The organism is Rhodococcus sp. 21391 (assembly GCF_016772255.1).
Classification (GTDB): Bacteria; Actinomycetota; Actinomycetes; order Mycobacteriales; family Mycobacteriaceae; genus Rhodococcus_F; species Rhodococcus_F opacus.
On the sequence record NZ_CP063781.1, the window covers coordinates 1,630,645 to 1,651,442 of the forward strand.

At 68.3% G+C, this 20,798-nt stretch carries 19 protein-coding genes; 11 read left to right on the plus strand and 8 right to left on the minus strand.

Features of this window, described 5'->3' with window-relative positions; translation table 11 throughout:
* Positions 1–63: 63 nt before the first annotated feature.
* From GO592_RS07695 to GO592_RS07710, 4 genes are read right to left on the minus strand one after another with little or no spacing between them, the layout of a single operon-like run.
* On the minus strand, positions 64–1,341 hold the full coding sequence (locus GO592_RS07695) for a D-amino acid dehydrogenase (RefSeq protein WP_007299454.1): 1,278 nt from the start codon (positions 1,339–1,341) through the stop codon (positions 64–66).
* Positions 1,338–1,748 carry a RidA family protein gene (locus GO592_RS07700; RefSeq protein ID WP_007299455.1) on the minus strand — a complete coding sequence of 137 codons (411 nt, stop codon included), beginning with the start codon at positions 1,746–1,748 and terminating at the stop codon, positions 1,338–1,340. The genes GO592_RS07695 and GO592_RS07700 overlap by 4 nt, the downstream gene beginning before the upstream one ends.
* Positions 1,741–1,890, minus strand: a complete 150-nt coding sequence (locus tag GO592_RS07705) for a hypothetical protein (protein WP_005567593.1) — start codon at positions 1,888–1,890, stop codon at positions 1,741–1,743. The genes GO592_RS07700 and GO592_RS07705 overlap by 8 nt, the downstream gene beginning before the upstream one ends.
* A complete protein-coding gene (locus tag GO592_RS07710) occupies positions 1,887–3,311 on the minus strand; it encodes a sodium:solute symporter family protein (protein ID WP_007299456.1) in 1,425 nt (474 codons plus the stop codon). The genes GO592_RS07705 and GO592_RS07710 overlap by 4 nt, the downstream gene beginning before the upstream one ends.
* A gap of 141 nt (positions 3,312–3,452) precedes the next feature.
* Here GO592_RS07710 and GO592_RS07715 point away from each other — a divergent pair, with 141 nt between their 5' ends.
* From GO592_RS07715 to proB, 11 genes are all read left to right on the plus strand, one after another.
* Complete coding sequence (locus tag GO592_RS07715) at positions 3,453–4,613, plus strand: CdaR family transcriptional regulator (RefSeq protein WP_193385496.1); 1,161 nt, start codon at positions 3,453–3,455, stop codon at positions 4,611–4,613.
* Between the two features lie 138 nt (positions 4,614–4,751).
* The gene (locus tag GO592_RS44125; RefSeq protein ID WP_231137662.1) at positions 4,752–4,904 is read left to right on the plus strand and encodes a hypothetical protein; all 153 of its coding nucleotides are present in this window, start codon (positions 4,752–4,754) and stop codon (positions 4,902–4,904) included.
* 55 nt (positions 4,905–4,959) lie between these two features.
* Positions 4,960–7,668, plus strand: coding sequence for a valine--tRNA ligase (locus tag GO592_RS07725; protein WP_007299458.1), 2,709 nt, complete (start codon positions 4,960–4,962; stop codon positions 7,666–7,668).
* Positions 7,665–9,092 carry a bifunctional tetrahydrofolate synthase/dihydrofolate synthase gene (gene folC, locus GO592_RS07730; RefSeq protein WP_005261300.1) on the plus strand — a complete coding sequence of 476 codons (1,428 nt, stop codon included), beginning with the start codon at positions 7,665–7,667 and terminating at the stop codon, positions 9,090–9,092. The genes GO592_RS07725 and folC overlap by 4 nt, the downstream gene beginning before the upstream one ends.
* A complete protein-coding gene (locus GO592_RS07735; protein WP_005248087.1) occupies positions 9,089–9,499 on the plus strand; it encodes a DUF4233 domain-containing protein in 411 nt (136 codons plus the stop codon). Before folC ends, GO592_RS07735 begins: the two co-directional genes overlap by 4 nt.
* A gap of 18 nt (positions 9,500–9,517) precedes the next feature.
* Complete coding sequence (gene ndk / locus GO592_RS07740; RefSeq protein WP_005248085.1) at positions 9,518–9,937, plus strand: nucleoside-diphosphate kinase; 420 nt, start codon at positions 9,518–9,520, stop codon at positions 9,935–9,937.
* A gap of 457 nt (positions 9,938–10,394) precedes the next feature.
* Entirely contained in the window at positions 10,395–13,784 is a 3,390-nt protein-coding gene (locus GO592_RS07745) for a translation initiation factor IF-2 N-terminal domain-containing protein (protein WP_007299459.1), read from the plus strand.
* 206 nt (positions 13,785–13,990) lie between these two features.
* Positions 13,991–14,302: a 50S ribosomal protein L21 gene (rplU, locus tag GO592_RS07750; protein WP_005248081.1), complete on the plus strand. Its 312-nt coding sequence runs from the start codon at positions 13,991–13,993 to the stop codon at positions 14,300–14,302.
* 42 nt (positions 14,303–14,344) lie between these two features.
* The gene (rpmA, locus tag GO592_RS07755) at positions 14,345–14,608 is read left to right on the plus strand and encodes a 50S ribosomal protein L27 (protein ID WP_005248077.1); all 264 of its coding nucleotides are present in this window, start codon (positions 14,345–14,347) and stop codon (positions 14,606–14,608) included.
* Between the two features lie 142 nt (positions 14,609–14,750).
* The gene (obgE, locus tag GO592_RS07760) at positions 14,751–16,211 is read left to right on the plus strand and encodes a GTPase ObgE (protein WP_005572497.1); all 1,461 of its coding nucleotides are present in this window, start codon (positions 14,751–14,753) and stop codon (positions 16,209–16,211) included.
* Positions 16,208–17,308: a glutamate 5-kinase gene (gene proB, locus GO592_RS07765; RefSeq protein ID WP_007299460.1), complete on the plus strand. Its 1,101-nt coding sequence runs from the start codon at positions 16,208–16,210 to the stop codon at positions 17,306–17,308. Before obgE ends, proB begins: the two co-directional genes overlap by 4 nt.
* 3 nt (positions 17,309–17,311) lie before the next feature.
* On the opposite strand, the gene GO592_RS07770 is transcribed toward proB, so the two are convergent.
* Genes GO592_RS07770 through ectB form a run of 4 tightly spaced genes read right to left on the minus strand, consistent with a single transcriptional unit; the run spans position 17,312 to position 20,787 of the window.
* Entirely contained in the window at positions 17,312–18,139 is an 828-nt protein-coding gene (locus GO592_RS07770; protein ID WP_005261296.1) for an NAD-dependent protein deacetylase, read from the minus strand.
* A 21-nt stretch (positions 18,140–18,160) separates the two neighbouring features.
* Entirely contained in the window at positions 18,161–19,096 is a 936-nt protein-coding gene (locus tag GO592_RS07775; protein WP_039952346.1) for a D-isomer specific 2-hydroxyacid dehydrogenase family protein, read from the minus strand.
* A gap of 10 nt (positions 19,097–19,106) precedes the next feature.
* A complete protein-coding gene (locus tag GO592_RS07780; protein ID WP_005248060.1) occupies positions 19,107–19,505 on the minus strand; it encodes an ectoine synthase in 399 nt (132 codons plus the stop codon).
* Positions 19,506–19,524: 19 nt separating this feature from the next.
* Positions 19,525–20,787 carry a diaminobutyrate--2-oxoglutarate transaminase gene (gene ectB, locus GO592_RS07785; RefSeq protein WP_007299462.1) on the minus strand — a complete coding sequence of 421 codons (1,263 nt, stop codon included), beginning with the start codon at positions 20,785–20,787 and terminating at the stop codon, positions 19,525–19,527.
* Between the last annotated feature and the right edge of the window lie 11 nt (positions 20,788–20,798).

Below are 20,798 nucleotides of genomic sequence, written 5' to 3' on the forward strand. Positions count from 1 at the left end.
CGAGGTCGGTGCGCCGCCGTTTCCGGAGGCACGCTCGGATAGTCGTCGGGTCAGTGCACTTCGTTACGCGCCTGGTCCGCTCGGATGCCGGCGCGACGAAATCGGGGAGTACGGACTCGGGTCGATGTCCGGTCGCCGTTCGTCCACGAGATCCGCGAGGATGCGGGCCGAGCCGACCGCCATGGTCCAGCCGACGTGACCGTGACCGGTGTTGAAGTACAGGTTGTCGTGACGCCCCAGCCCGATCATCGGCGGGCCGTCGGGCGTCATCGGGCGAAGGCCCGTCCGGTATCTGGCCGTGTCCCAGTCCACCGCGCCGGGGAACAGTTCGTTCCCCGCGTCCACGATGCCCGCGTAGTCGGCGGGCGAGTGACTGCGGTCGTACCCGACGAATTCCGCGGTGGCCGACATTCTCAGCTCGTCACCGAACCGCGACCAGGCGACGAGTGTCTTCTCGTCGATGCCGCCCACCACCGGCGCGCGTTCGGGGTCCTTGACGGTCGCAGTCAGCGTGTATCCCTTGGCCGGGTAGACGGGCAGTCGCAGACCGACACTCCTCGCGACGAGAGCACTCGCGGCCCCGGCGGCGAGGACGAAGGCATCCGCGCGGATGTGGCCCCGATCGGTGTCGGCCGACGTGATGGCCGCACCGTCGGACTCGAGGGCCACGACGGACGTGCCCAGGTGGAACCGGACCCCCAGCCGACCGCATTCCTCGGCGAGCCCCACCGAGAATCGGTGCGGGTCGCCGGTGCCGTCGGTGCGGTCGTGGATCGCCCCGGCGAACGTGGCCGTCCCGTGCCGGAGGGCGGGCTCCGCGGCCGCGATCTCCTCGGGTCCCAGCACGTCCTGCAGCTGTCCGTGGTCGCGGAGCAGCTGCGAGTTCACCCGCGCTTGCTCGAGTTCCGCTTCCTCCCGGTACAGGTACAGCACGCCGTTCCGTGTCTGGCAGTACTCCAGGTTCTCGCGGGCGGTGAGTTCGTCCATCAGCTGCTGGCTGTACCGGGCCAGGCGGAGCTTCGCGAGAGTGTTCGACCGCGCCCGGGAGGCCGTGCACTCGCGGAGGAATCGCACACCCCACCGGGCGAGTTCGGCGTCCGCCCGGGGACGGACGCGGATCGAGGTCGACGCGCCGAGCAACGATCGGACCAGCATGGTGGGAGCCGACGGCGACGCCCACGCGTAGGAGTGACCAGGGGCGATCAGTCCGGCGGTGCTCGCGCTGGTGTCGGACGCGACCTCACTGCGCCGGTCGTACACATGAACCTCGTGTCCGCGTTCGGCGAGAGCGTGGGCGGTCGCGACTCCCACGACCCCTGCTCCGAGTACTGCCACCTTCATTCCGCTTCCTTTCCTTCGGTCGAACCCCGGCCCGTGACGGCGACGGCCTGTATCTCCACGAGCAGCTGCGGGTCCAGCAGGGCCGCGACCACGGTGGCCCTGGCCGGGCGGTGCTCGGCGGCGAACCAGCGCCTCCATTCCTCGTTGAAGCCCGGGGCGTCGTCGGCGTTCGCGAGATACACCGTGGCCGAGGCGATGTCGTGCAGGGTGGCGCCTGCCGCGGCGAGGACCCTGTCGAGTCGTGTGAGGGAGTGACGGGTCTGCTCCACCACGTCGGTGCCGACGACGTTGCCGGTGTCGTCGAACGAGACCTGGCCGGAGACGAACACGAGGTCGCCGACCCTGCGCGCCGACGGGTACGGGCTGGTGCCGGTGGTCACCCCGGGCACGTCCACGATGTCACCCATGGTCGGGCTCACCCGCTGTGGTGTCGCCGCGGTCGCCGCGCAGCACTTCCTTGACGTAGAAGCGCCAGCCGAGAAATCCGACCCAGAGGGTGACGGTGACGACGGCGGTGGGCACCCCGTAATAGAGGAGGGTGGGAATCATGCGAATTCTCCTTCGGTGACGCGGACGGCAGGCTGCTGCCGGCGCGGATAGCGGGACGAGGTGGCCATGGCGACCGTGACGAAGACGAGCAGGTTGGCGACGACGCCGGGCACCAGCCCGTCCAGTCCGAACGGAGCGTCGAGGCCCCACTGCCACACCGCGGTGACGATCGCGCCCGCCGTGATCGCCGACAGTGCCGCCGGAGCGGACCGCACGCCGAACAGCACGGCGCCGAACAACGGGACGATGACCGTCGGAGCCCACAGGGTGTAGCTGTAGAGAAGGGCGTCGACGATGGACGGGACGCTGAGGGCGAAGATGGTCGCTCCGGCACCGACGACGACGCTGGTGGCCCGCTCGACGGTGAGCCGCCTCGACGGTGGCAGCTCGGTGGGGCTGAGCGGCTGGTAGATGTCCTTGGTCAGGACGACGGCGGTGGAATTGAGGTAGGAACTGGCCGTCGACATCACGACCGCCATCAGCGCCGCCACCACCAATCCGAGAACGCCGACCGGCATCAGATTCATCACCACGGTCGGAAGCGCCTGATCGCTTTCGATGTCCGGGTACAGGACGAGTGCGATCAACCCGAGAGACGCCGAGGTGAAGAAGAAGAAGAACGAGAAGAACCCGGCCAGTGCGTAGCCCTTACGGGCGTGCCGCGAGTCGGGGGTGGAGAACGTCCGCTGCGCGTACGGCGGGACCAGCGTCTCGCCGAGCAGTAGTGCCGCGAAGAGCGTGAGGAACTGTGCGGGGGAGTAGTCGCCCATGAACGAAAGATGCTCGGCGGGAACGCTGTCCAGGAGAGCCGACGGTCCGCCGACGGCGTCGAGCCCGATGAGGAGCGCCACCGGCAGGAGCACTCCGAGGAAGACGAACTGCAGCAGGTCGGTCTGGATCACCGCCCACGCCCCACCGAACGAGGAGTAGAGAATGACCACTCCCATCCCGATGATCACCGCGGGCACGGTGGGCACGTCGAGGGTGGCGTTGACGACGGTGCCGATGGCCAGGGCCTGGGCGCCGAGGATGCCGGCGCACAGGACGACGGACAGTACGCCGGTGACCAGTCTCGCAGGCCGGCCGTAGTGGGTCTCCATGATGTCGCCGAGGGTGTGGGCGCCGATGTAGTTCTTGAGTCTGGGCGCGACGAAGTAGCCGACGAGCACCGTCTGAACGCCGAACGCGCAGAAGGCGAACATGTACACGTATCCGTCACGCATGGCGGCGCCGGCGACGCCGAGCGATGCTCCGCCGCCGAGGAAGGCTGCGGCCAGGCTGCCGAAGAAGACCGGCCAGATGATCCGGTTGCCTGCCACGGCGAAATCGTCCGGCGACTTGACGCGTCGCATGGTCTGGACGCCGATCAGGACGAGTAGCACAAAGTAGGCACCGAGAAGTATCCAGTCGAGGATTGCCATGTGAACTCCTAGTTGGGATGAACCCATCGTAGGAACGTCATGTGACCGTAGTCACTAGGCGAGTTGCCCTTGATCTACACTGAGATCGATACCCAATTGTGCGATGTGCACAACTCCCACAAGCGTTCGGAAGGGCAGTCGATGCTGAGTGAGGCTCTGGCGCAACAGATCGCGAACGAGATCACCGACGTCATCGGGTTCAACGTGCTCATCACGGATGCGGCCGGAACGGTGGTCGGCAGCGGGGACGAACGTCGCATCGGCCAGTTCCACGAGGCATCGATCGAGGTGATCCGTGCACGGCGCATGATCGCGCACTCGGCAGCGGACGTCCGCGACCTCGTCGGCAGTCTGCCCGGCGTCACCATTCCGCTCGTCATCGACGGTGACGTGGTGGGCACCATCGGGCTGTCCGGTTCACCCGAGCAGGTCGAACAGTTCGGGCTGGTGGTCAAGCGGCAGACCGAAATCCTGATGCAGGAGGCCTCGCGGATCGGTACCCGGCTGACCTACGAGCGGGCAGCGGAAGAATTGCTCCGCGACATCTGTGACTGGCATCGCTCCACGTTCACCGAGGCCCAGATCTCCCGGCGGGCAACGGGTCTGGGATACGACCTGCGCCGTCCCCGGGTCATGGTGCTGATCAGCTACGACAGTCACACCGACGACGCCGCCGTGGAGGGACGGCCCGTGTCCCTCGAGGTCCTGCGCGCCGTGCAGGACACCTTCGACTCCGCGACCGATCTGGTCGCACCGCTCGCCCGACAGGTCATCGCGGTCACCACCGTGGTGACCGCACCGATCCCGGCTGCGGATTCGGCTTTGACGGACCGGTGCCGGAAGTATGTGTCCCAGATCCGGGAACGAGGATGGGACACCCGCGTGGGGATCGGCTCGATCGCGCACGGGGTCGAGCACCTCAATCTGTCGTCCCAGGACGCGTACGACGCGCTCCGGCTCGGCGCGGTTCTCGACCCACGCGGCCAGGTCTACCACATCGACCGGTTCCGCCTCCATCAGGCCGTCTCGGTGATACCTGCGGAGACCCGTGACAGGCTGTCACGGGCCGTGCTCGGCGCGTTGGCCACCGACAACGACTGGCCGCAGTTGCAGGAGACGCTGATCGCCTGGGGGGAGTGCGGGTTCAACTCCAGCCGGGCGGCGAAGCGGCTGCACGTCCACCGCAATACCCTCGCCAACCGGCTCGACAAGATCGCCCGGCTCCTCGGTCGCCCGCTGGACGAACCGGGTCTGGGCATGACGCTCTACCTCGCCTGTGTGGTGGCGCGGCGGGCCGGCTGAGCCTTCAGCCGGCGTGTGGGTGAACACCACCGGCGCGCCGATCGCCGTGTCGCCGCCGATCGGCGGCATTCTCGATGCATACTCGACACTCTCGAGTGGTTGCTGCACTGGATGCGGCAGACGAACCGGAGGAATCCCTTGAACGACCACCACGTGCAGCTCTTCTCCGAGCTGCACACCACCGCAGGATCCCAGGCAGGCGGCGAGGACGCAGGCGAGGCGCTGCGCCCCGTCGACCCGGAGCATCGCACCGCCACCGAGGTGCACCGCGCGCTGTTCAGCGACCAGTAGCGAGGCGGACGGTAGCCCCGTCGTCGGTCGTCCGTGCGTTCATTAGACTCGACGGGTGACCAGTGCAGCTCCAGAAAATCCCCAGAACCGTGCCGATGCCCTCCCGAAGAGCTGGGACCCCAGTTCCGTCGAGGACGATCTGTATCAGGGCTGGGTAGACGCCGGTTACTTCCGCGCGGACCCTCACAGCGACAAGCCGGGCTACTCCATCGTCCTGCCGCCGCCCAATGTGACCGGCAGCCTGCACATGGGTCACGCGCTCGACCACACGTTGATGGACGCGCTGAGCCGCCGCAAGCGGATGCAGGGCTACGAGGTGCTGTGGCTGCCCGGCATGGACCACGCGGGCATCGCGACGCAGACCGTGGTCGAGAAGCAGCTCGCCGTCGACGGCAAGACGAAGGAAGACTTCGGCCGCGAGCTGTTCATCGACAAGGTGTGGGACTGGAAGCGCGAGTCCGGTGGCACCATCGGCGGCCAGATGCGCCGCATCGGTGACAGCGTCGACTGGAGCCGCGACCGGTTCACCATGGACGACGGGCTGTCCCGCGCCGTCCAGACCATCTTCAAGCGCATGTACGACGACGGCCTGATCTACCGGGCCGAGCGTCTCGTCAACTGGTCGCCCGTGCTGCAGACGGCGATCTCCGACATCGAGGTGAAGTTCGAGGACGTCGAGGGCGAACTGGTCTCGCTGCGGTACGGCTCCCTGAACGACGACGAGCCGCACGTCGTGGTCGCGACCACCCGTGTCGAGACGATGCTCGGCGACACCGCCGTGGCCGTCCACCCCGACGACGAGCGCTACAAGCACCTGATCGGAACGACGCTCGAGCACCCCTTCACCGGGCGCGACATCCCGATCATCGCGGACGAGTACGTCGATCCCGGTTTCGGCACCGGCGCCGTCAAGATCACGCCTGCGCACGACCCCAACGACTTCGAGATGGGCCTGCGGCACAACCTGCCGATGCCGACCATCATGGACAAGACCGGCAAGATCGCCGACACGGGAACGCAATTCGACGGTCTCGACCGCTTCGAGGCACGGGTCAAGGTGCGTGAGGCGCTCGCCGAGCAGGGTCGCGTGGTCGCGGAGAAGCGGCCCTACCTGCACAGTGTCGGACATTCCGAGCGCACCGGTGAGTCCATCGAGCCGCGCCTGTCGTTGCAGTGGTGGGTGAAGGTCGAGTCCCTCGCGAAGGCCGCCGGCGACGCGGTGCGCAACGGTGACACGGTCATTCACCCGGCCAGTCAGGAACCGCGATGGTTCGCCTGGGTCGACGACATGCACGACTGGTGCATCTCGCGTCAGCTGTGGTGGGGTCACCGGATCCCGATCTGGTACGGCCCCGACGGCGAGGTCGCATGCTTCGGACCGGACGAGACCGCGCCCGAGGGCTGGGTGCAGGATCCCGACGTCCTCGACACCTGGTTCTCCTCCGGGTTGTGGCCGTTCTCGACCATGGGCTGGCCCGAGAAGACGCCCGAGCTCGAGAAGTTCTATCCCACAAGTGTTCTCGTCACCGGTTACGACATCCTGTTCTTCTGGGTGGCGCGGATGATGATGTTCGGCACGTATGTGTCGGAGGACGACGCCATCACTGGGCGGGGCGAGCGAAGCGACGGGGTGTTCAGCGAAGGCAAGTCCGGACCGCAGATGCCGTTCCAGGACGTGTTCCTGCACGGCCTCGTCCGCGACCAGTTCGGCAAGAAGATGTCGAAGTCGCGGGGCAACGGCATCGACCCGCTCGACTGGGTCGACCGCTTCGGCGCCGATGCGCTCCGCTTCACGCTGGCCCGCGGCGCCAACCCCGGCAGCGACCTGTCCGTCGGCGAGGACCACGCGCAATCGTCGCGGAACTTTGCGACCAAACTGTTCAACGCGACCAAGTTCGCCCTCATGAACGGGGCCGCGCCGGCACCACTGCCCGGACGCGGCGAACTGACCGACGCCGACCGGTGGATCCTCGACCGCCTCGAGCAGGTGCGCGGGGAGGTCGACGCCGCATTCGACCGGTACGAGTTCAGCAAGGCGTGCGAGGCACTGTTCCACTTCGCGTGGGACGAGGTCTGCGACTGGTACCTCGAGCTGGCCAAGGTGCAGTTCGCCGAGAACGACACGGTCGCGGCGAACACGAGGGCCGTGCTCGGCAACGTCCTCGACGCCTTGTTGCGCCTGCTCCACCCGGTGATCCCGTTCGTCACGGAGACCCTGTGGAAGGCGCTCACCGAGAACGAATCCGTCGTCGTGGCGGATTGGCCGCAGTCGAGCGAGACCGCCGCGGATGCGGTTGCGGCGCAGCGTGTCGAGGACATGCAGCGACTGGTGACCGAGGTGCGCCGATTCCGCAGCGACCAGGGGCTCAAGCCCTCGCAGCGGGTGCCCGCGCGGATCAGCGGCATTGCCGAGGCCGATCTGGACACGCAGCTCGCCGCGGTCACGTCGCTGGCGCGTCTGACGGACCCGGAGGACGGTTTCGCGGTGTCCGCGTCGGTGGAGGTGCGCTTGAGCAAGGCGACCGTCACCGTCGATCTCGACACGTCGGGCAACGTCGACCTGGGCGCCGAGAAGGCGCGGCTGGAGAAAGATCTCGCGGCCGCGCAGAAGGAACTCGCCGGAACCACCGCGAAGCTGTCCAACGAGGCGTTCCTGGCCAAGGCCCCCGACGCCGTCAAGGAGAAGATCCGTACGCGTCAGCAGATCGCGACGGAAGAAATCGAACGCATCACCAAGCGATTGAAGGAGCTGGAAGGCGCGTGACCTCGCCCGACTTCACGCCGGAGGAAGTCAGTCCTGTCGACCTCGCGGAGCTGACACTGGTCGAGGCGGAACTCGACAAGCGGTGGCCCGAGACGAAGATCGAGCCGTCCCTCACCCGGATCGCGGCCCTGATGGACGTGCTCGGTTCGCCGCAGCACGGCTATCCCGCCATCCACGTCACCGGCACCAACGGTAAGACGTCGGTGACGCGGATGATCGACGCGCTGCTCACGGCGCTGCACCGGCGCACCGGCCGCACCACCAGCCCGCACCTGCAGCTCGCCACCGAGCGCATCAGCATCGACGGGCGCCCGGTGTCGCCCCGCCGGTACGTCGACACGTACCGGGAGATCGAACCGTACGTGCAGATGATCGACCAGCAGTCGCAGGCGGCCGGCGGCCCGGCGATGAGCAAATTCGAGGTGCTCACCGCGATGGCGTACGCCGCGTTCGCGGAGGCACCCGTCGACGTCGCCGTCGTCGAGGTGGGTCTCGGCGGGCGTTGGGACGCAACCAATGTCATCGACGGCGAGATCGCGGTGATCACCCCGATCAGCCTCGATCACGCCGAGTATCTCGGCGACGACCTGGCCGGGATCGCCGAGGAGAAGGCCGGCATCATCAAGAAGGGGCGCGAGGACGCGCTCGTGCCCCGCGACGCCGTCGCGATCCTCGCCGAGCAGACGCCGGAAGTGATGGAGGTGCTGCTCCGCCGGGCCGTCGAGGTGGATGCCGCGGTCGCGCGGGAGGGCTCCGAGTTCACGGTGCTGGCCCGGCAGATCGCGGTCGGCGGCCAGCAGCTCGAACTCCAGGGCCTCGGCGGGGTCTACACCGACATCTTCCTGCCCCTGCACGGGGAGCACCAGGCGCGTAACGCGTCGCTCGCGCTCGCGGCCGTGGAGGCGTTCTTCGGTGCGGGCCCGGAACGGCAGCTTGACCAGGAGGCCATCCGGGAGGCGTTCGCCTCGGTCGTCAATCCGGGCAGGCTCGAACGGGTGCGCAGCGCCCCGACCGTCTTCCTCGACGCCGCGCACAACCCGGACGGGGCTCGTGCGCTCGCCGCCGCCCTGACTGCCGAGTTCGACTTCCGCAAGCTGGTCGGCGTCGTCAGCGTGATGGGGGACAAGGACGTCGACGGCATCCTGTCGGCGCTGGAACCGGTGTTCGACGAGCTCGTCGTGACGAACAACGGTTCGGCGCGAGCCATGGACGTCGACGATCTCGCCAATCTCGCGGTCGCCAAGTTCGGCGACGAACGCGTCGTCGTGGCGCCCACACTCGCGGACGCGCTGGAAACGGCCATCGGACTGGCCGAGGAGGTCGCCGAGCCGGGTGAAGCAGTATCGGGAGCGGGCGTCGTGGTCACCGGATCCGTGGTGACCGCCGGTGCGGCCCGCACCCTCTTCGGAAAGGACCCAGCGTGAGCGAGCCAGACTCGAGTGCTTCGGAACCGGAGTTCGGGCCGCCGACCAAGGACCCGTGGAAGGGATTCCGCGGTGTGGTCGCGGGATCTCTGATTCTGGAAGCGATCGTGGTGCTTCTCGCCCTGCCGGTCGTCGCGACGGTCGGCGGCGGACTGACCTGGTGGTCCGGAACGTACCTCGTGGGGCTGGCGGTGCTCATGATCCTCGGGGCGGGCCTGCAGGGCCGCCCCTGGGCGATGAAGTACAACCTGTTGTTGCAGGTGGGGCTCCTGCTCGGGTTCTTCGTCCACGTGTCGATCGGCTCGGTCGGAGTGGTCTTCGCCATCCTGTGGGGATACCTTCTCTACTTCCGCCGGAATGTCCGCCAGCGAATGGAGCGGGGCCTGCTGCCGGGGCAGCGGGGCTGACCATTTAGGCTATGCGCCGTGACTGAGCGCACCCTTGTACTGATCAAGCCCGATGCCGTTGCCCGCGGATATGTAGGAGAAATCCTCGGTCGTATCGAGCGGAAAGGTCTGACGATCTCCGCGCTCGACCTGCGCACCGCTCCCGGCGACATCGCAGCCGCCCACTACGCCGAGCACGAAGGCCGCCCGTTCTACCCGGGCCTGCTGGAATTCATCACGGGCGGCCCGCTCGTCGCGGCAGTGCTCGAAGGTCCGCGGGCGATCGCGGCGTTCCGTCAGCTCGCCGGCGGCACCGACCCCGTCGAGAAGGCCGTTCCGGGCACGATTCGCGGTGACTTCGGGCTCGAAGCCCAGGAGAACCTGGTGCACGGCTCCGACTCGGTCGAGTCGGCCGAGCGCGAGATCGCCCTCTGGTTCCCGCACCTCGCCGCCAACTGATCTACCTCTCCACCCACCCCTCGACCCACCGGCCTGCCCTCCGGGCCGGCGGCGCCCTCGCGTGCGGAACATGTTCCAGACCGATACGTGCGCCGCTGGCACGGACTGCGGCACACGTGTGGGATACTGAAGGTGGTCGGACCGCAATTTGTGCACCACGTGGCTTCGACCGGATGACACCACGGCTCGATGCCCTTCATCGCTGCCCCTGCGTCAACAGGAAATACCTGGGCGTTTCGGCACGCTGGATGATCAGGCGCTCGCGCCGCGGACGACGGCCATCCGCAAGGCACCACATGGGTGTGCAGTGAAAACGGACACTGCACGCGCTGTGTGGAGCGAGACCAGACAATCTCGCGCTCACATCTGGGGCGCGAGTACACATACTGCGCCCTCGCGTGGCCGCGTGACACCCCCAGACACGGGAGTGGACGCGCCCGGGGGCTGAGGAGACTACGTGGCCGATCAAGCGCCGCCCACAAATTCAGAGCCGAACGACTCGGCCACCGCCGGGAGCGCGGTTCCCGCTCTTCCGGAGAAGATTCGCGTTCACGCCCTCGCGAAGTTGCTGGGCGTGACGAGCAAGCAGGTTCTCGCCGAGGCTGCGGCCCTCGGAACCGAACTGCGCAGCGCGCAGTCGAGCCTGCAACGCGACGTCGCCGAGCGTGTGCACGCAGCTTTCACCGCTGCGCAGAACGCTCCCACCGAGCCACCCGCAGCGGCCGAACCGGCCGCGGAAACCCCGGCCGCCGAACCGGTCGCGGAGACCCCGGCCGCCGAACCGGCCGTCGAGGTCGCGCCGGAACCGGTCGCGGCTGCCGACGTCGAGGAAGCGGCGGTCGAGCAGACTCCCGCTCCGGCGGTTCCCGCCGAGGAAACTCCCGCCCAGGAACCCGTCGCGGAGGAGGCCGCGGTTTCCGAGCGCGACCTCGGACGTGACCTGTTCACCACCGCGTCCTACCAGGTCGAGGCGCCCGCCGCCGAGCCCGCCGTGGAGACCCCGCCCGCCGTCTCGCAGGTCCCGCTCTTCCTGCAGCCCGACCTCGCGGCGGTCGAGACCCCGCCGCGTCGCCGCCGCAGTCGCCGGGACGCCGGGACCCCGGAACCCACCACCGAGCAGCCGCCCGTCGTCGAATCGCACGACGAGGTGCCCGAGACCGCGAAGGCCACGGACACCGGAACCGCCGAGACCGAGACGGACGAGTCCGACGTCGACGGCGACCAGCCGCGTCGTCGTCGCCGCGGCCGTCGCGGCCGTGGTCGCGGACGGGGCGAACAGCAGAACGAGCAGGACACCGACACCGACACCGACACCGAGGGTCCCGAGGCCGAGGAATCCGCGCGCGAGGAGAAGGTCGCCGAGACACCGGCTCGGGAGCTCGAAGAGAAGCCGAAGAAGGAATCCGAGGAGAAGCCCGCTGAGGCCGAGCAGGCCGAGGCGGAGTCCGGTGACGAAGAGGCCGGTGAGGGCGACTCCGACGGGTCGAGCCGTCGCCGCCGTCGCCGTCGTCGTCGCAAGTCCGGTGGCGAGGGGTCGGGAGAGGCCACGTCCGAGGACGATCCGCCGAACACCGTCGTCCACGAGCGTGAACCTCGCAACAAGAGCCGCTCGAAGGACGAGGTCCAGGGCATCACCGGTTCGACGCGGCTCGAGGCGAAGCGTCAGCGTCGCCGTGACGGCCGGGATGCCGGCCGCCGGCGTCCGCCGATCCTCACGGAATCGGAGTTCCTGGCCCGCCGCGAGGCCGTCGACCGCGTGATGGTGGTGCGCGACCGCATCGCCACCGGGCAACCGCACGCGACGACGCAGGTCGCCGTGCTCGAGGACGGCGTCCTCGTCGAACACTTCGTGACCACGTCGGCGTCGGCATCGATGGTCGGCAACGTGTACCTCGGACGCGTCCAGAACGTGCTGCCCAGCATGGAAGCCGCGTTCATCGACATCGGCCGCGGCCGCAACGGCGTGCTGTACGCGGGTGAGGTCAACTGGGAGGCCGCCGGGCTCGGCGGCAACTCCCGCAAGATCGAGCAGGCTCTCAAGCCGGGCGATCAGGTGCTGGTTCAGGTCAGCAAGGACCCGGTCGGGCACAAGGGTGCGCGGCTGACCACGCAGATCAGTCTCGCGGGCCGCTTCCTGGTGTACGTGCCGGGCGGCACGTCCACCGGCATCAGCCGCAAACTGCCCGACACGGAGCGCAAGCGCCTCAAGGACATCCTGCGCGACATCGTGCCCTCGGACGCCGGAGTCATCATCCGGACCGCGTCAGAGGGTGTGAGCGAGGAGGAACTCGCTCGCGACGTGAAGCGTCTGCAGGACCAGTGGGCCGGTATCGAAGCGCAGGCCGCGAAGGCGGAATCCGGCAAGTCCGGTAACCCGCAGGCCCTGTACGAGGAGCCCGACCTTCTTGTGAAGGTCATCCGCGACCTGTTCAACGAGGACTTCTCCAAGCTCGTCATCGAGGGCGAGAAGGCTTGGTCGACGGTCGAGTCGTACATCAAGTCCGTGGCCCCCGATCTCATGCCGAGGCTCGAGCAGCACACGTCGGACAACGGTGTCGACGTCTTCGTGGCGCACCGCATCGACGAGCAGCTGGCGAAGGCGCTCGACCGCAAGGTCTGGTTGCCGTCCGGCGGCACGCTCGTGATCGACCGCACCGAGGCCATGACCGTGGTCGATGTCAACACCGGCAAGTTCACCGGTGCCGGCGGAAACCTCGAGGAGACGGTCACCCGGAACAACCTCGAGGCGGCCGAGGAGATCGTGCGGCAGATGCGCCTGCGCGACATCGGCGGCATGATCGTCGTCGACTTCATCGACATGGTGCTCGAATCGAACCGCGACCTCGTGCTGCGACGGCTGACGGAAGCCCTGGGCCGGGATCGCACCCGCCACCAGGTGTCCGAGGTCACGTCGCTCGGTCTGGTCCAGATGACGCGGAAGAAGTTGGGCACCGGACTGGTCGAGGCGTTCTCGACGACGTGTGAGCACTGCCACGGCCGGGGCATCCTCGTCCACGCCGAGCCGATCGAGGTGAAGACCTCCGAGGACAACGGTGCGCGCGGCGGGTCGTCCCGCGGCGGCGACTCCGGTGGCTCCCGCAAGAAGCGGGGACGCGACAAGTCGTCCGGCGGGGAGACGTCGCAGCCTCCCGTGCACGAGGAGACCCCGACGGTGGACGCCACCGTCAAGCGGGCCCACCCGGTCGCTCTCGCGATGGCACACCACCATCACGAGGAGGAGGCCGCGCACGCACACAGCGGGCACGAGGCGGAATCCGCCGCGCAGCCCGCGGCGGCGGTTCCCGAGCCCGAGCAGCCGGTCGCCGTGGAGGCGGAGACGCCGGCGGCTGACCTGCCCGGCATCGAAGAAGCGGTGGCCGAGGCCCCGGCAGCGGTCGCCGCGGAAGCCGTCGTGGCACCCGAGGCGGAGGAAGTCGTCGTCGAGGAAGCTGTCGTCGAGGAAGCCGTGGCCGAAGAGCCGGTCGTCGAACCTGCGCCGGCCGAAGCGGCTCCGGTCGCCGAGACCCCGGAACCCGTCGTGGAGCGCGAGCCCGAGCCCCAACCGGAGCCGGTGTCCCCGCCGCGGCGCAGGAGTCGTCGGGTGTCGAGGGCAGCGGCCGCGCCGGTGTCCGAAACCCCGAGCGCCGGGACCGTGTTCGTGATCCCGACATCGGAGACCGGCGCGGAGCACGCACCGGAGCCGGAACCGGCCATGTCGGCTTCGGCCGTGAGCCGACCGCCCGCGTCCTCGCCCGACGGCGCGGATGCGCAGGCAGCGCCGCGCAGGCCGCGGCGCCGCCGGGCGGCGGCACGTCCCGCCGGCCCGCCGGTGGACGCCGACAACTGACGAGGGAGCGCGGGAAGGCAATCGACGCCGGTTTGTACGGAACGGTTGCCTTCCTGTAACCTTGACCAGTCGCTACTCGGCGATGAAGGTCAGCTGTGCCCTTACCTGTGAAGGCTGCGCGATCTCGACCGAGCTAGCCGTCACACCAGACCAGTCGCGCACACTGTGGCGCGAGCAAGTTCGAAGAAGCAAGGGGTAGCCCTCCGATGGCAACGTACGCGATCGTCAAGACCGGCGGAAAGCAGTACAAGGTCGCTGTTGGTGACCTCGTCAAGGTCGAGAAGATCGAGGGTGAGCCCGGCACTGCTGTCTCGCTTGCTCCCGTTCTCGTCGTCGACGGATCCGATCTGACGACCGACGCCGACAAGCTGGCCAAGATCTCGGTCACGGGTGAGGTCGTCGAGCACACCAAGGGCCCGAAGATCCGGATCCACAAGTTCAAGAACAAGACCGGCTACCACAAGCGTCAGGGCCACAGGCAGAAGCTGACGGTCCTCAAGGTCACCGGCATCAAGTAGCTAGAGCTTCAGAGCTGATTTCACCCGAGGAGGGTCAAGAACATGGCACATAAGAAGGGTGCATCCAGCTCCCGTAACGGTCGCGATTCAAATGCTCAGCGACTCGGCGTGAAGCGTTTCGGCGGCCAGTCCGTCAGCGCCGGCGAGATCCTGGTGCGTCAGCGCGGAACCCACTTCCACCCCGGCGTCAACGTCGGTCGTGGCGGCGACGACACGCTCTTCGCGCTCTCTGCCGGTGCCGTCGAGTTCGGCACCAAGCGTGGACGCAAGACCGTGAACATCGTTCCGGCGGCGGCAGAGGCCTAGTCCTGCCGCGAGTATGCATCGTCCCGTGAGGGACGTTTCAAGCTCCCAATAGGGGCGGACCTGGGTCGTGATACCCGGTCCGCCCCTATTGTTTTTTTCAGAGTGAGATCAACACAATTGGCTGAGGAAGGATCCGGCAGTCATGTCCCGATTCATTGACCGCGTCGTGCTGCACGTCAGCGCCGGAAAAGGCGGCAATGGCTGCGCCTCCGTACACCGGGAGAAGTTCAAACCACTCGGTGGCCCGGACGGCGGCAACGGCGGGCGTGGCGGTGACGTCGTGCTCGAGGTGGACGGCAACGTCCACACCCTCCTCGACTTCCATTTCCACCCCCACGCGAAGGCCACCAACGGCAAGCAGGGGATGGGGAGCAACCGTGACGGCGCCCAGGGCGACGACCTGATCCTGAAGGTCCCCGACGGCACCGTCGTCCTCGACGAGGACGGGCGTATTCTCGCCGACCTCATCGGTGTCGGCACCCGCTTCGAGGCCGCCCAGGGTGGTCGCGGCGGACTCGGCAACGCGGCCCTGTCGTCGAAGGCGCGCAAGGCGCCGGGCTTCGCGCTCCTCGGTGAGGACGGTGTCGAGCGGGAACTGGTCCTCGAACTGAAGTCCGTGGCCGATGTCGGGCTGGTCGGGTTCCCGTCGGCGGGTAAGTCCTCGCTCGTGTCCGTGCTGTCGGCGGCGAAGCCGAAGATCGCCGACTACCCGTTCACGACGCTCGTGCCGAACCTCGGTGTGGTGTCGAGCGGCGACACCACGTTCACGGTGGCCGACGTGCCCGGGTTGATCCCCGGCGCGAGCGACGGCCGCGGGCTCGGACTGGACTTCCTGCGCCACCTCGAGCGGTGCGCCGTGCTGGCCCACGTCGTCGACTGCGCGACGCTCGACCCGGGCCGCGACCCGATCTCCGACATCGACGCACTCGAGGCGGAACTCGCCGCGTACAAGGGCGCGCTGTCCGGCGACGCCGGGCTCGGTGACCTCGCGGACCGGCCCCGCATCGTGATCCTGAACAAGGCGGACGTGCCGGAGGCGGCCGAGCTGGCCGAGATGGTCACCCCCGATCTCGAGGCCCGCGGGTGGCCTGTCTTCACGATCTCGGCCGTCAGCCGAGAGGGATTGCGCCCGTTGACGTTCGCGCTGGCGAAGCTGGTTGCGGACTACCGTGAGGCGCACCCGAAGGCCGAGCCGAAGCGTCAGGTGATCCGCCCGGTGATCGCGAACGAGAACAGCTTCAGCGTCGTCGCCGACCCCGAGATCCCAGGTGGGTTCATCGTCCGCGGCACGCGGCCGGAGCGCTGGGTGCGGCAGACGCAGTTCGACAACGACGAGGCCGTGGGCTACCTCGCCGACCGCCTCGCGCGACTCGGCGTGGAGACCGAGCTCGTCAAGCAGGGTGCGGAGCCGGGAGCGTCCGTCACGATCGGCAACGTGAGCTTCGACTGGGAGCCCCAGACACCGGCCGGCGTCGATCTCACTCGCACCGGCCGCGGTACCGACCCGCGTCTGGATCAGGTCGAGCGCATCGGCGCGACCGAACGCAAGCACGCATCAAGGGTCCGTCGCGGTCTCGAAGGCCTCGACCCCGAAGACCAGTGAGCGCCACCCGGCGCACGATCGCGTCGGCGGGCAGCATTGTCGTGAAGATCGGATCGTCCGCGCTGACCAGCCTGGTCGGCGGGCTCGACGTCCGTCGCCTCGACGAGCTGGCCGATGCGATCGAGGCACGGATGCGTGCCGGTTCCGACGTGGTCGTCGTGTCGTCCGGGGCAGTGGGCGCGGGTCTGGCTCCGTTGGGGCTGACCAAGCGGCCGCGGGACCTGGCGACGAAGCAGGCCGCCGCGAGCGTCGGCCAGCTGGCGCTGGCCCACGCCTGGGGCACGTCGTTCGCCCGGTACGGGCGCACCGTCGGGCAGGTGCTGCTCACCGCGGAGGACATCGCCCGCCGCGCGCAGCACCGCAACGCGCAACGCACTCTCGACCGCCTCCGCGCGCTGCACGCGGTCGCGATCGTCAACGAGAACGACACCGTCGCGACGGCGGAGCTGCGCTTCGGCGACAACGACCGGCTCGCGGCGCTGGTCGCGCACCTGGTCGGCGCCGAGGCGCTGGTCCTGCTGTCGGACGTCGACGGGCTGTACGACGGCGACCCCCGCAAGGGCAATGCGACGCTGATTCCCGAGGTGAACAGCCCGGAGGATCTCGACGGTGTGGTCGCAGGTTCGGGCGGCGCTCTCGGCACCGGCGGGATGGCGTCCAAGCTGTCGGCAGCGCGCCTCGCGGCCGATGCCGGCGTGCCTGTGCTGCTCGCCGCCGCCTCGGACGCCGGGGCAGCGCTACGGGACGCCGGGGTGGGGACGGCATTCGCGGCCCGGCCGTCCCGGTTGTCGGCGCGCAAGTTCTGGGTGCGCCACGCCGCGGACGAGCAGGGGATCCTGCACATCGACGAGGGCGCTGTGCGTGCCGTCGTCACCAAACGGCGGTCGTTGCTGCCCGCGGGGATCAGCGCGGTGTCGGGGCGGTTCTACGGCGGCGACGTCGTGTCGCTCCTCGGCCCCGACGAACGTCCCGTGGCCAGGGGTGTCGTGGCGTACGACTCCGCCGAGATCAGCGACATCCTGGGCAAGTCGACCCAGGAACTGCCCGCGGAGATGCAGCGCCCCGTCGTCCACGCGGACGATCTGGTGCCGCTCTGACGGTCACGCGGGCAGCGCGGAGGACGCGTCGAGCAGTGCGGTGAGTGCCTCCGAGCAACCGGCGTGGAGGGTGAGGGTGGCGAACTCGTCGCCGCGTGTCGTCCCTCTGTTGACGATGACGATGGGGATTCCGCGCTTGGCGGCGTGCCGGACGAACCGCAGTCCCGACATGACGGTGAGCGACGAGCCGGCCACCAGGAGCGCCTCGGCCTCGTCGACCACGTCGTAGGCGGCGGCGACCCTCGGTTTCGGGACGGATTCGCCGAAGTACACGATGTCGGGTTTGAGAAGTCCGCCACACGCCTCGCAGTCGACCATCCGGAAATGCTCGGTGCTGGTGATCACCGCGTCGGCGTCCGGTGCGATCTCCACTCCCTGTGCGGCAGCGACGGTTTCGGCGAAACCGGGGTTCGCACGCTCGAGCCGGTCGGCGAGCGTGGCCCGCGAGATCAGGGCGTCGCACGCCAGGCACCGGACTTGGGCGTACGTGCCGTGCAGGTCGATCACCCGGCGACTGCCGGCCTTGGTGTGCAGCAGGTCGACGTTCTGGGTGATGACGGCACGCGCGACACCGGCCCGTTCGAGCCCCGCCAGCGCGCGGTGGCCCGTGTTGGGCCGGGCGGCGTCCATGTGCCGCCAGCCGAGGTGGTTGCGCGCCCAGTAGTGGCGGCGGAAGTCGGGGTCCCCGGTGAACTGCTGGTACGTCATGGGATTGCGCGGCGGCGACTCCGGACCCCGGTAGTCGGGAATTCCGGAGTCGGTCGAGATGCCGGCGCCGGTGATCACACACAGGCGCCGACCACCGAGTACGTCGATCAGTCGGGCGAACACGCACTCCAGGGTAGCGCCGGCTCAGTACCCGACGACAGGATCGATCAGAGCGGTGAGATTCTCACCTGCGACGAAGCGGGCGACGTTCAGTGCCACGTGCTCGGCGAACGCCGGGGGCCGGACCGCAGGCGGGTTGGAATCGTGGGGGGTGATGATCACGTTGGGCAGATCCCACAGCGGGTGGCCGTCGGGAAGCGGCTCGGGATCGGTGACGTCGAGTCCCGCACCGCCGATCGTTTTGTCCCGCAGCGCTTTCACCAGTGCGTTGGTGTGGACGAGCGAGCCGCGCGCGACGTTGATCACCCACGCGGTCGGCTTCATCTGCGCGAACTCCGCCGCCCCGACCAGATGGTGCGTGGCGTCGGTGGCGGGAGCCCCGAGCACGAAGTGGTCCGCGCGGGCCCACACCTCGCCGAGACGGGTGGTGGGGAGCGTCTCGATCGCGCCCGGCACCGGGCTTCCGGAGCGATTCACCGCGATGACGTCGGCCCCGACACCCGCGAGCATCGGGATCAGTGCCCGGCCGATTCCGCCGGCACCCACGATGGCGACCGTGGTGCCCCGTAGGGTGCCGATCTTCGAGAAGAACTCCTGCTGACGCCAGGTCTTCGCCTCGAGGTGCTCCGGAAGTGCCCGCACCCCGGCCAGCAGCAGCGTCAGAGCGTGCTCGGCGACGGTGGCGGCGAACGCGCCCGCCGCCGACGTCCACAGCACGGTGGTGTCAGGTCTGATCACCTTCGCGGCGAACCACTCCTCGACACCCGCGGAGTTCAACTGCACCCAGCGGATGTTCTCGGGAAGCGGGTCCGGGAACCCGATCGGACTCGCGGTCCAGACCAGGGCGTCCGCGGACTCGAGGGGTGCCACACGGGCGCCGCCCCGGCGCACCGCATCCTCGAGGAGCGGGTCCGGGGCGGGTCCGATGGCTATAGCTGGAACAGCAGCGTCGTCGGCCATGGGGTCGAACTTACGCGGGAACCTCGATCAACGGGTAGACACCGTTTTCGTCGTGGACCTCACGCCCGGTGACGGGCGGGTTGAACACGCACAGCATGCGCATTTCGGTGTCGGGCTCGACACGGTGACGCTCGTGACCGTTGAGCAGGTACATCGAACCGGGGCCGAGTTCGTAGACCTTGTCGTTGTCGAGGTCGATCAACTTGCCGGTTCCCTCGACGAGCCAGACGGCCTCGACGTGGTTGGCGTAGTGGAACTCGTTGACCGAGCCCGCTTTGATCGTGGTCTCGTGGAACGAGAAGCCCACTTTGTCGCCGCCGAGGATGATGCGCTTGCTGCGCCAGTTTCCGTCCTCGCTGGTGATGTCGCGCTCGGTGTCGGTGATTTCTGCGGTGGTGCGAACGATCATGTGAGTCTCAGTCCTCTCTCTAGCTGCAAACCTTGCCGGTGGCGTCGGCGAGAATCGCGAGTCCGTGGTCCAGTTCCTCGTCGGTGATGGTGAGCGCCGGCAGGAGCTTGACCACCTCGTCCGACGGTCCGGAGGTCTCCGCGAGCAGGCCCTCGTCGAAGGCGAGCTTGCAGACCTTGCCCGCGTTCTCCGGCTCGTCGAACACGAGGCCCTGGACGAGGCCGCGACCGCGGGTGGAGATGGAGCCCTCGAACTGGTTCGCCAGATCGGCGAATGCCTGGTGGATCTTCTCGCCCTTTTTCAGCGTCGACTGGTGAAGGGTGTCGTCTGACCAGTAGTGGTCCAGCGCCACCTTCGACGTGACGAACGCCGGGTTGTTGCCGCGGAACGTGCCGTTGTGCTCGCCCGGTCCCCACACGTCGAGCTCACGCTTGAACAGCGTCAGCGCCATCGGCAGGCCGTAGCCACCGATCGACTTCGACAGGCAGACGATGTCCGGGGTGATGCCGGCGATCTCGAAGGAGAAGAACGGCCCGGTGCGTCCGCAGCCCATCTGGACGTCGTCGACGATCAGCAGGATGTCGCGCTCGGCGCACAGGTCCGCGAGGGCGCGCAGCCACTCGGGACGAGCGACGTTGACGCCGCCCTCACCCTGCACGGTCTCGACGATCACGGCGGCCGGACGGTTCAGGCCACTGCCCGAGTCGTCGAGCACGCGGGAGAACCAGTGGAAGTCCTCGGTGACTCCGTCGAAGTAGTTGTCGAACGGCATCGGGGTGGCGTGCACCAGCGGGATTCCGGCGCCGGCGCGCTTCATCGAGTTACCGGTCACCGACAGGGCGCCGAGCGTCATGCCGTGGAAAGCGTTGGTGAAGTTGATGATCGACGAACGACCCGTCACCTTGCGCGCCAGTTTCAGTGCGGCCTCGACCGTGTTGGTTCCGGTGGGTCCGGGGAACTGGACCTTGTAGTCGAGACCGCGGGGTTTCAGGATTTTGTCCTGGAACGTCTGGAGCAGGTCGCGTTTGGCCACGGTCGACATGTCGAGACCGTGCGTGATGCCGTCGCTGACGATGTAGTCGACGAGCGCCGACTTCAGGACCGGGTTGTTGTGGCCGTAGTTCAGCGAACCGGCACCGGCGAAGAAGTCGAGGTAGTCGCGGCCGTTCTCGTCACGGATCCACGATCCGGACGCCGACTCGAAGACGGCGGGCCAGCCGCGGCTGTAGCTGCGAACCTCGGATTCGAGGTTGTCGAAAATGTTCGTATCGAAGTTAGTCATGTTGCTGCATT

Coding starts and splice junctions, on each gene's coding strand:
- GO592_RS07695 (WP_007299454.1), bottom strand. CDS start 1,341: ATGAAGGTGGCAGTACTCGGAGCAGGGGTCGTGGGAGTCGCGACCGCC.
- GO592_RS07700 (WP_007299455.1), bottom strand. CDS start 1,748: ATGGGTGACATCGTGGACGTGCCCGGGGTGACCACCGGCACCAGCCCG.
- GO592_RS07705 (WP_005567593.1), bottom strand. CDS start 1,890: ATGATTCCCACCCTCCTCTATTACGGGGTGCCCACCGCCGTCGTCACC.
- GO592_RS07710 (WP_007299456.1), bottom strand. CDS start 3,311: ATGGCAATCCTCGACTGGATACTTCTCGGTGCCTACTTTGTGCTACTC.
- GO592_RS07715 (WP_193385496.1), top strand. CDS start 3,453: ATGCTGAGTGAGGCTCTGGCGCAACAGATCGCGAACGAGATCACCGAC.
- rplU (WP_005248081.1), top strand. CDS start 13,991: ATGGCAACGTACGCGATCGTCAAGACCGGCGGAAAGCAGTACAAGGTC.
- rpmA (WP_005248077.1), top strand. CDS start 14,345: ATGGCACATAAGAAGGGTGCATCCAGCTCCCGTAACGGTCGCGATTCA.
- obgE (WP_005572497.1), top strand. CDS start 14,751: ATGTCCCGATTCATTGACCGCGTCGTGCTGCACGTCAGCGCCGGAAAA.
- GO592_RS07775 (WP_039952346.1), bottom strand. CDS start 19,096: ATGGCCGACGACGCTGCTGTTCCAGCTATAGCCATCGGACCCGCCCCG.
- GO592_RS07780 (WP_005248060.1), bottom strand. CDS start 19,505: ATGATCGTTCGCACCACCGCAGAAATCACCGACACCGAGCGCGACATC.
- ectB (WP_007299462.1), bottom strand. CDS start 20,787: ATGACTAACTTCGATACGAACATTTTCGACAACCTCGAATCCGAGGTT.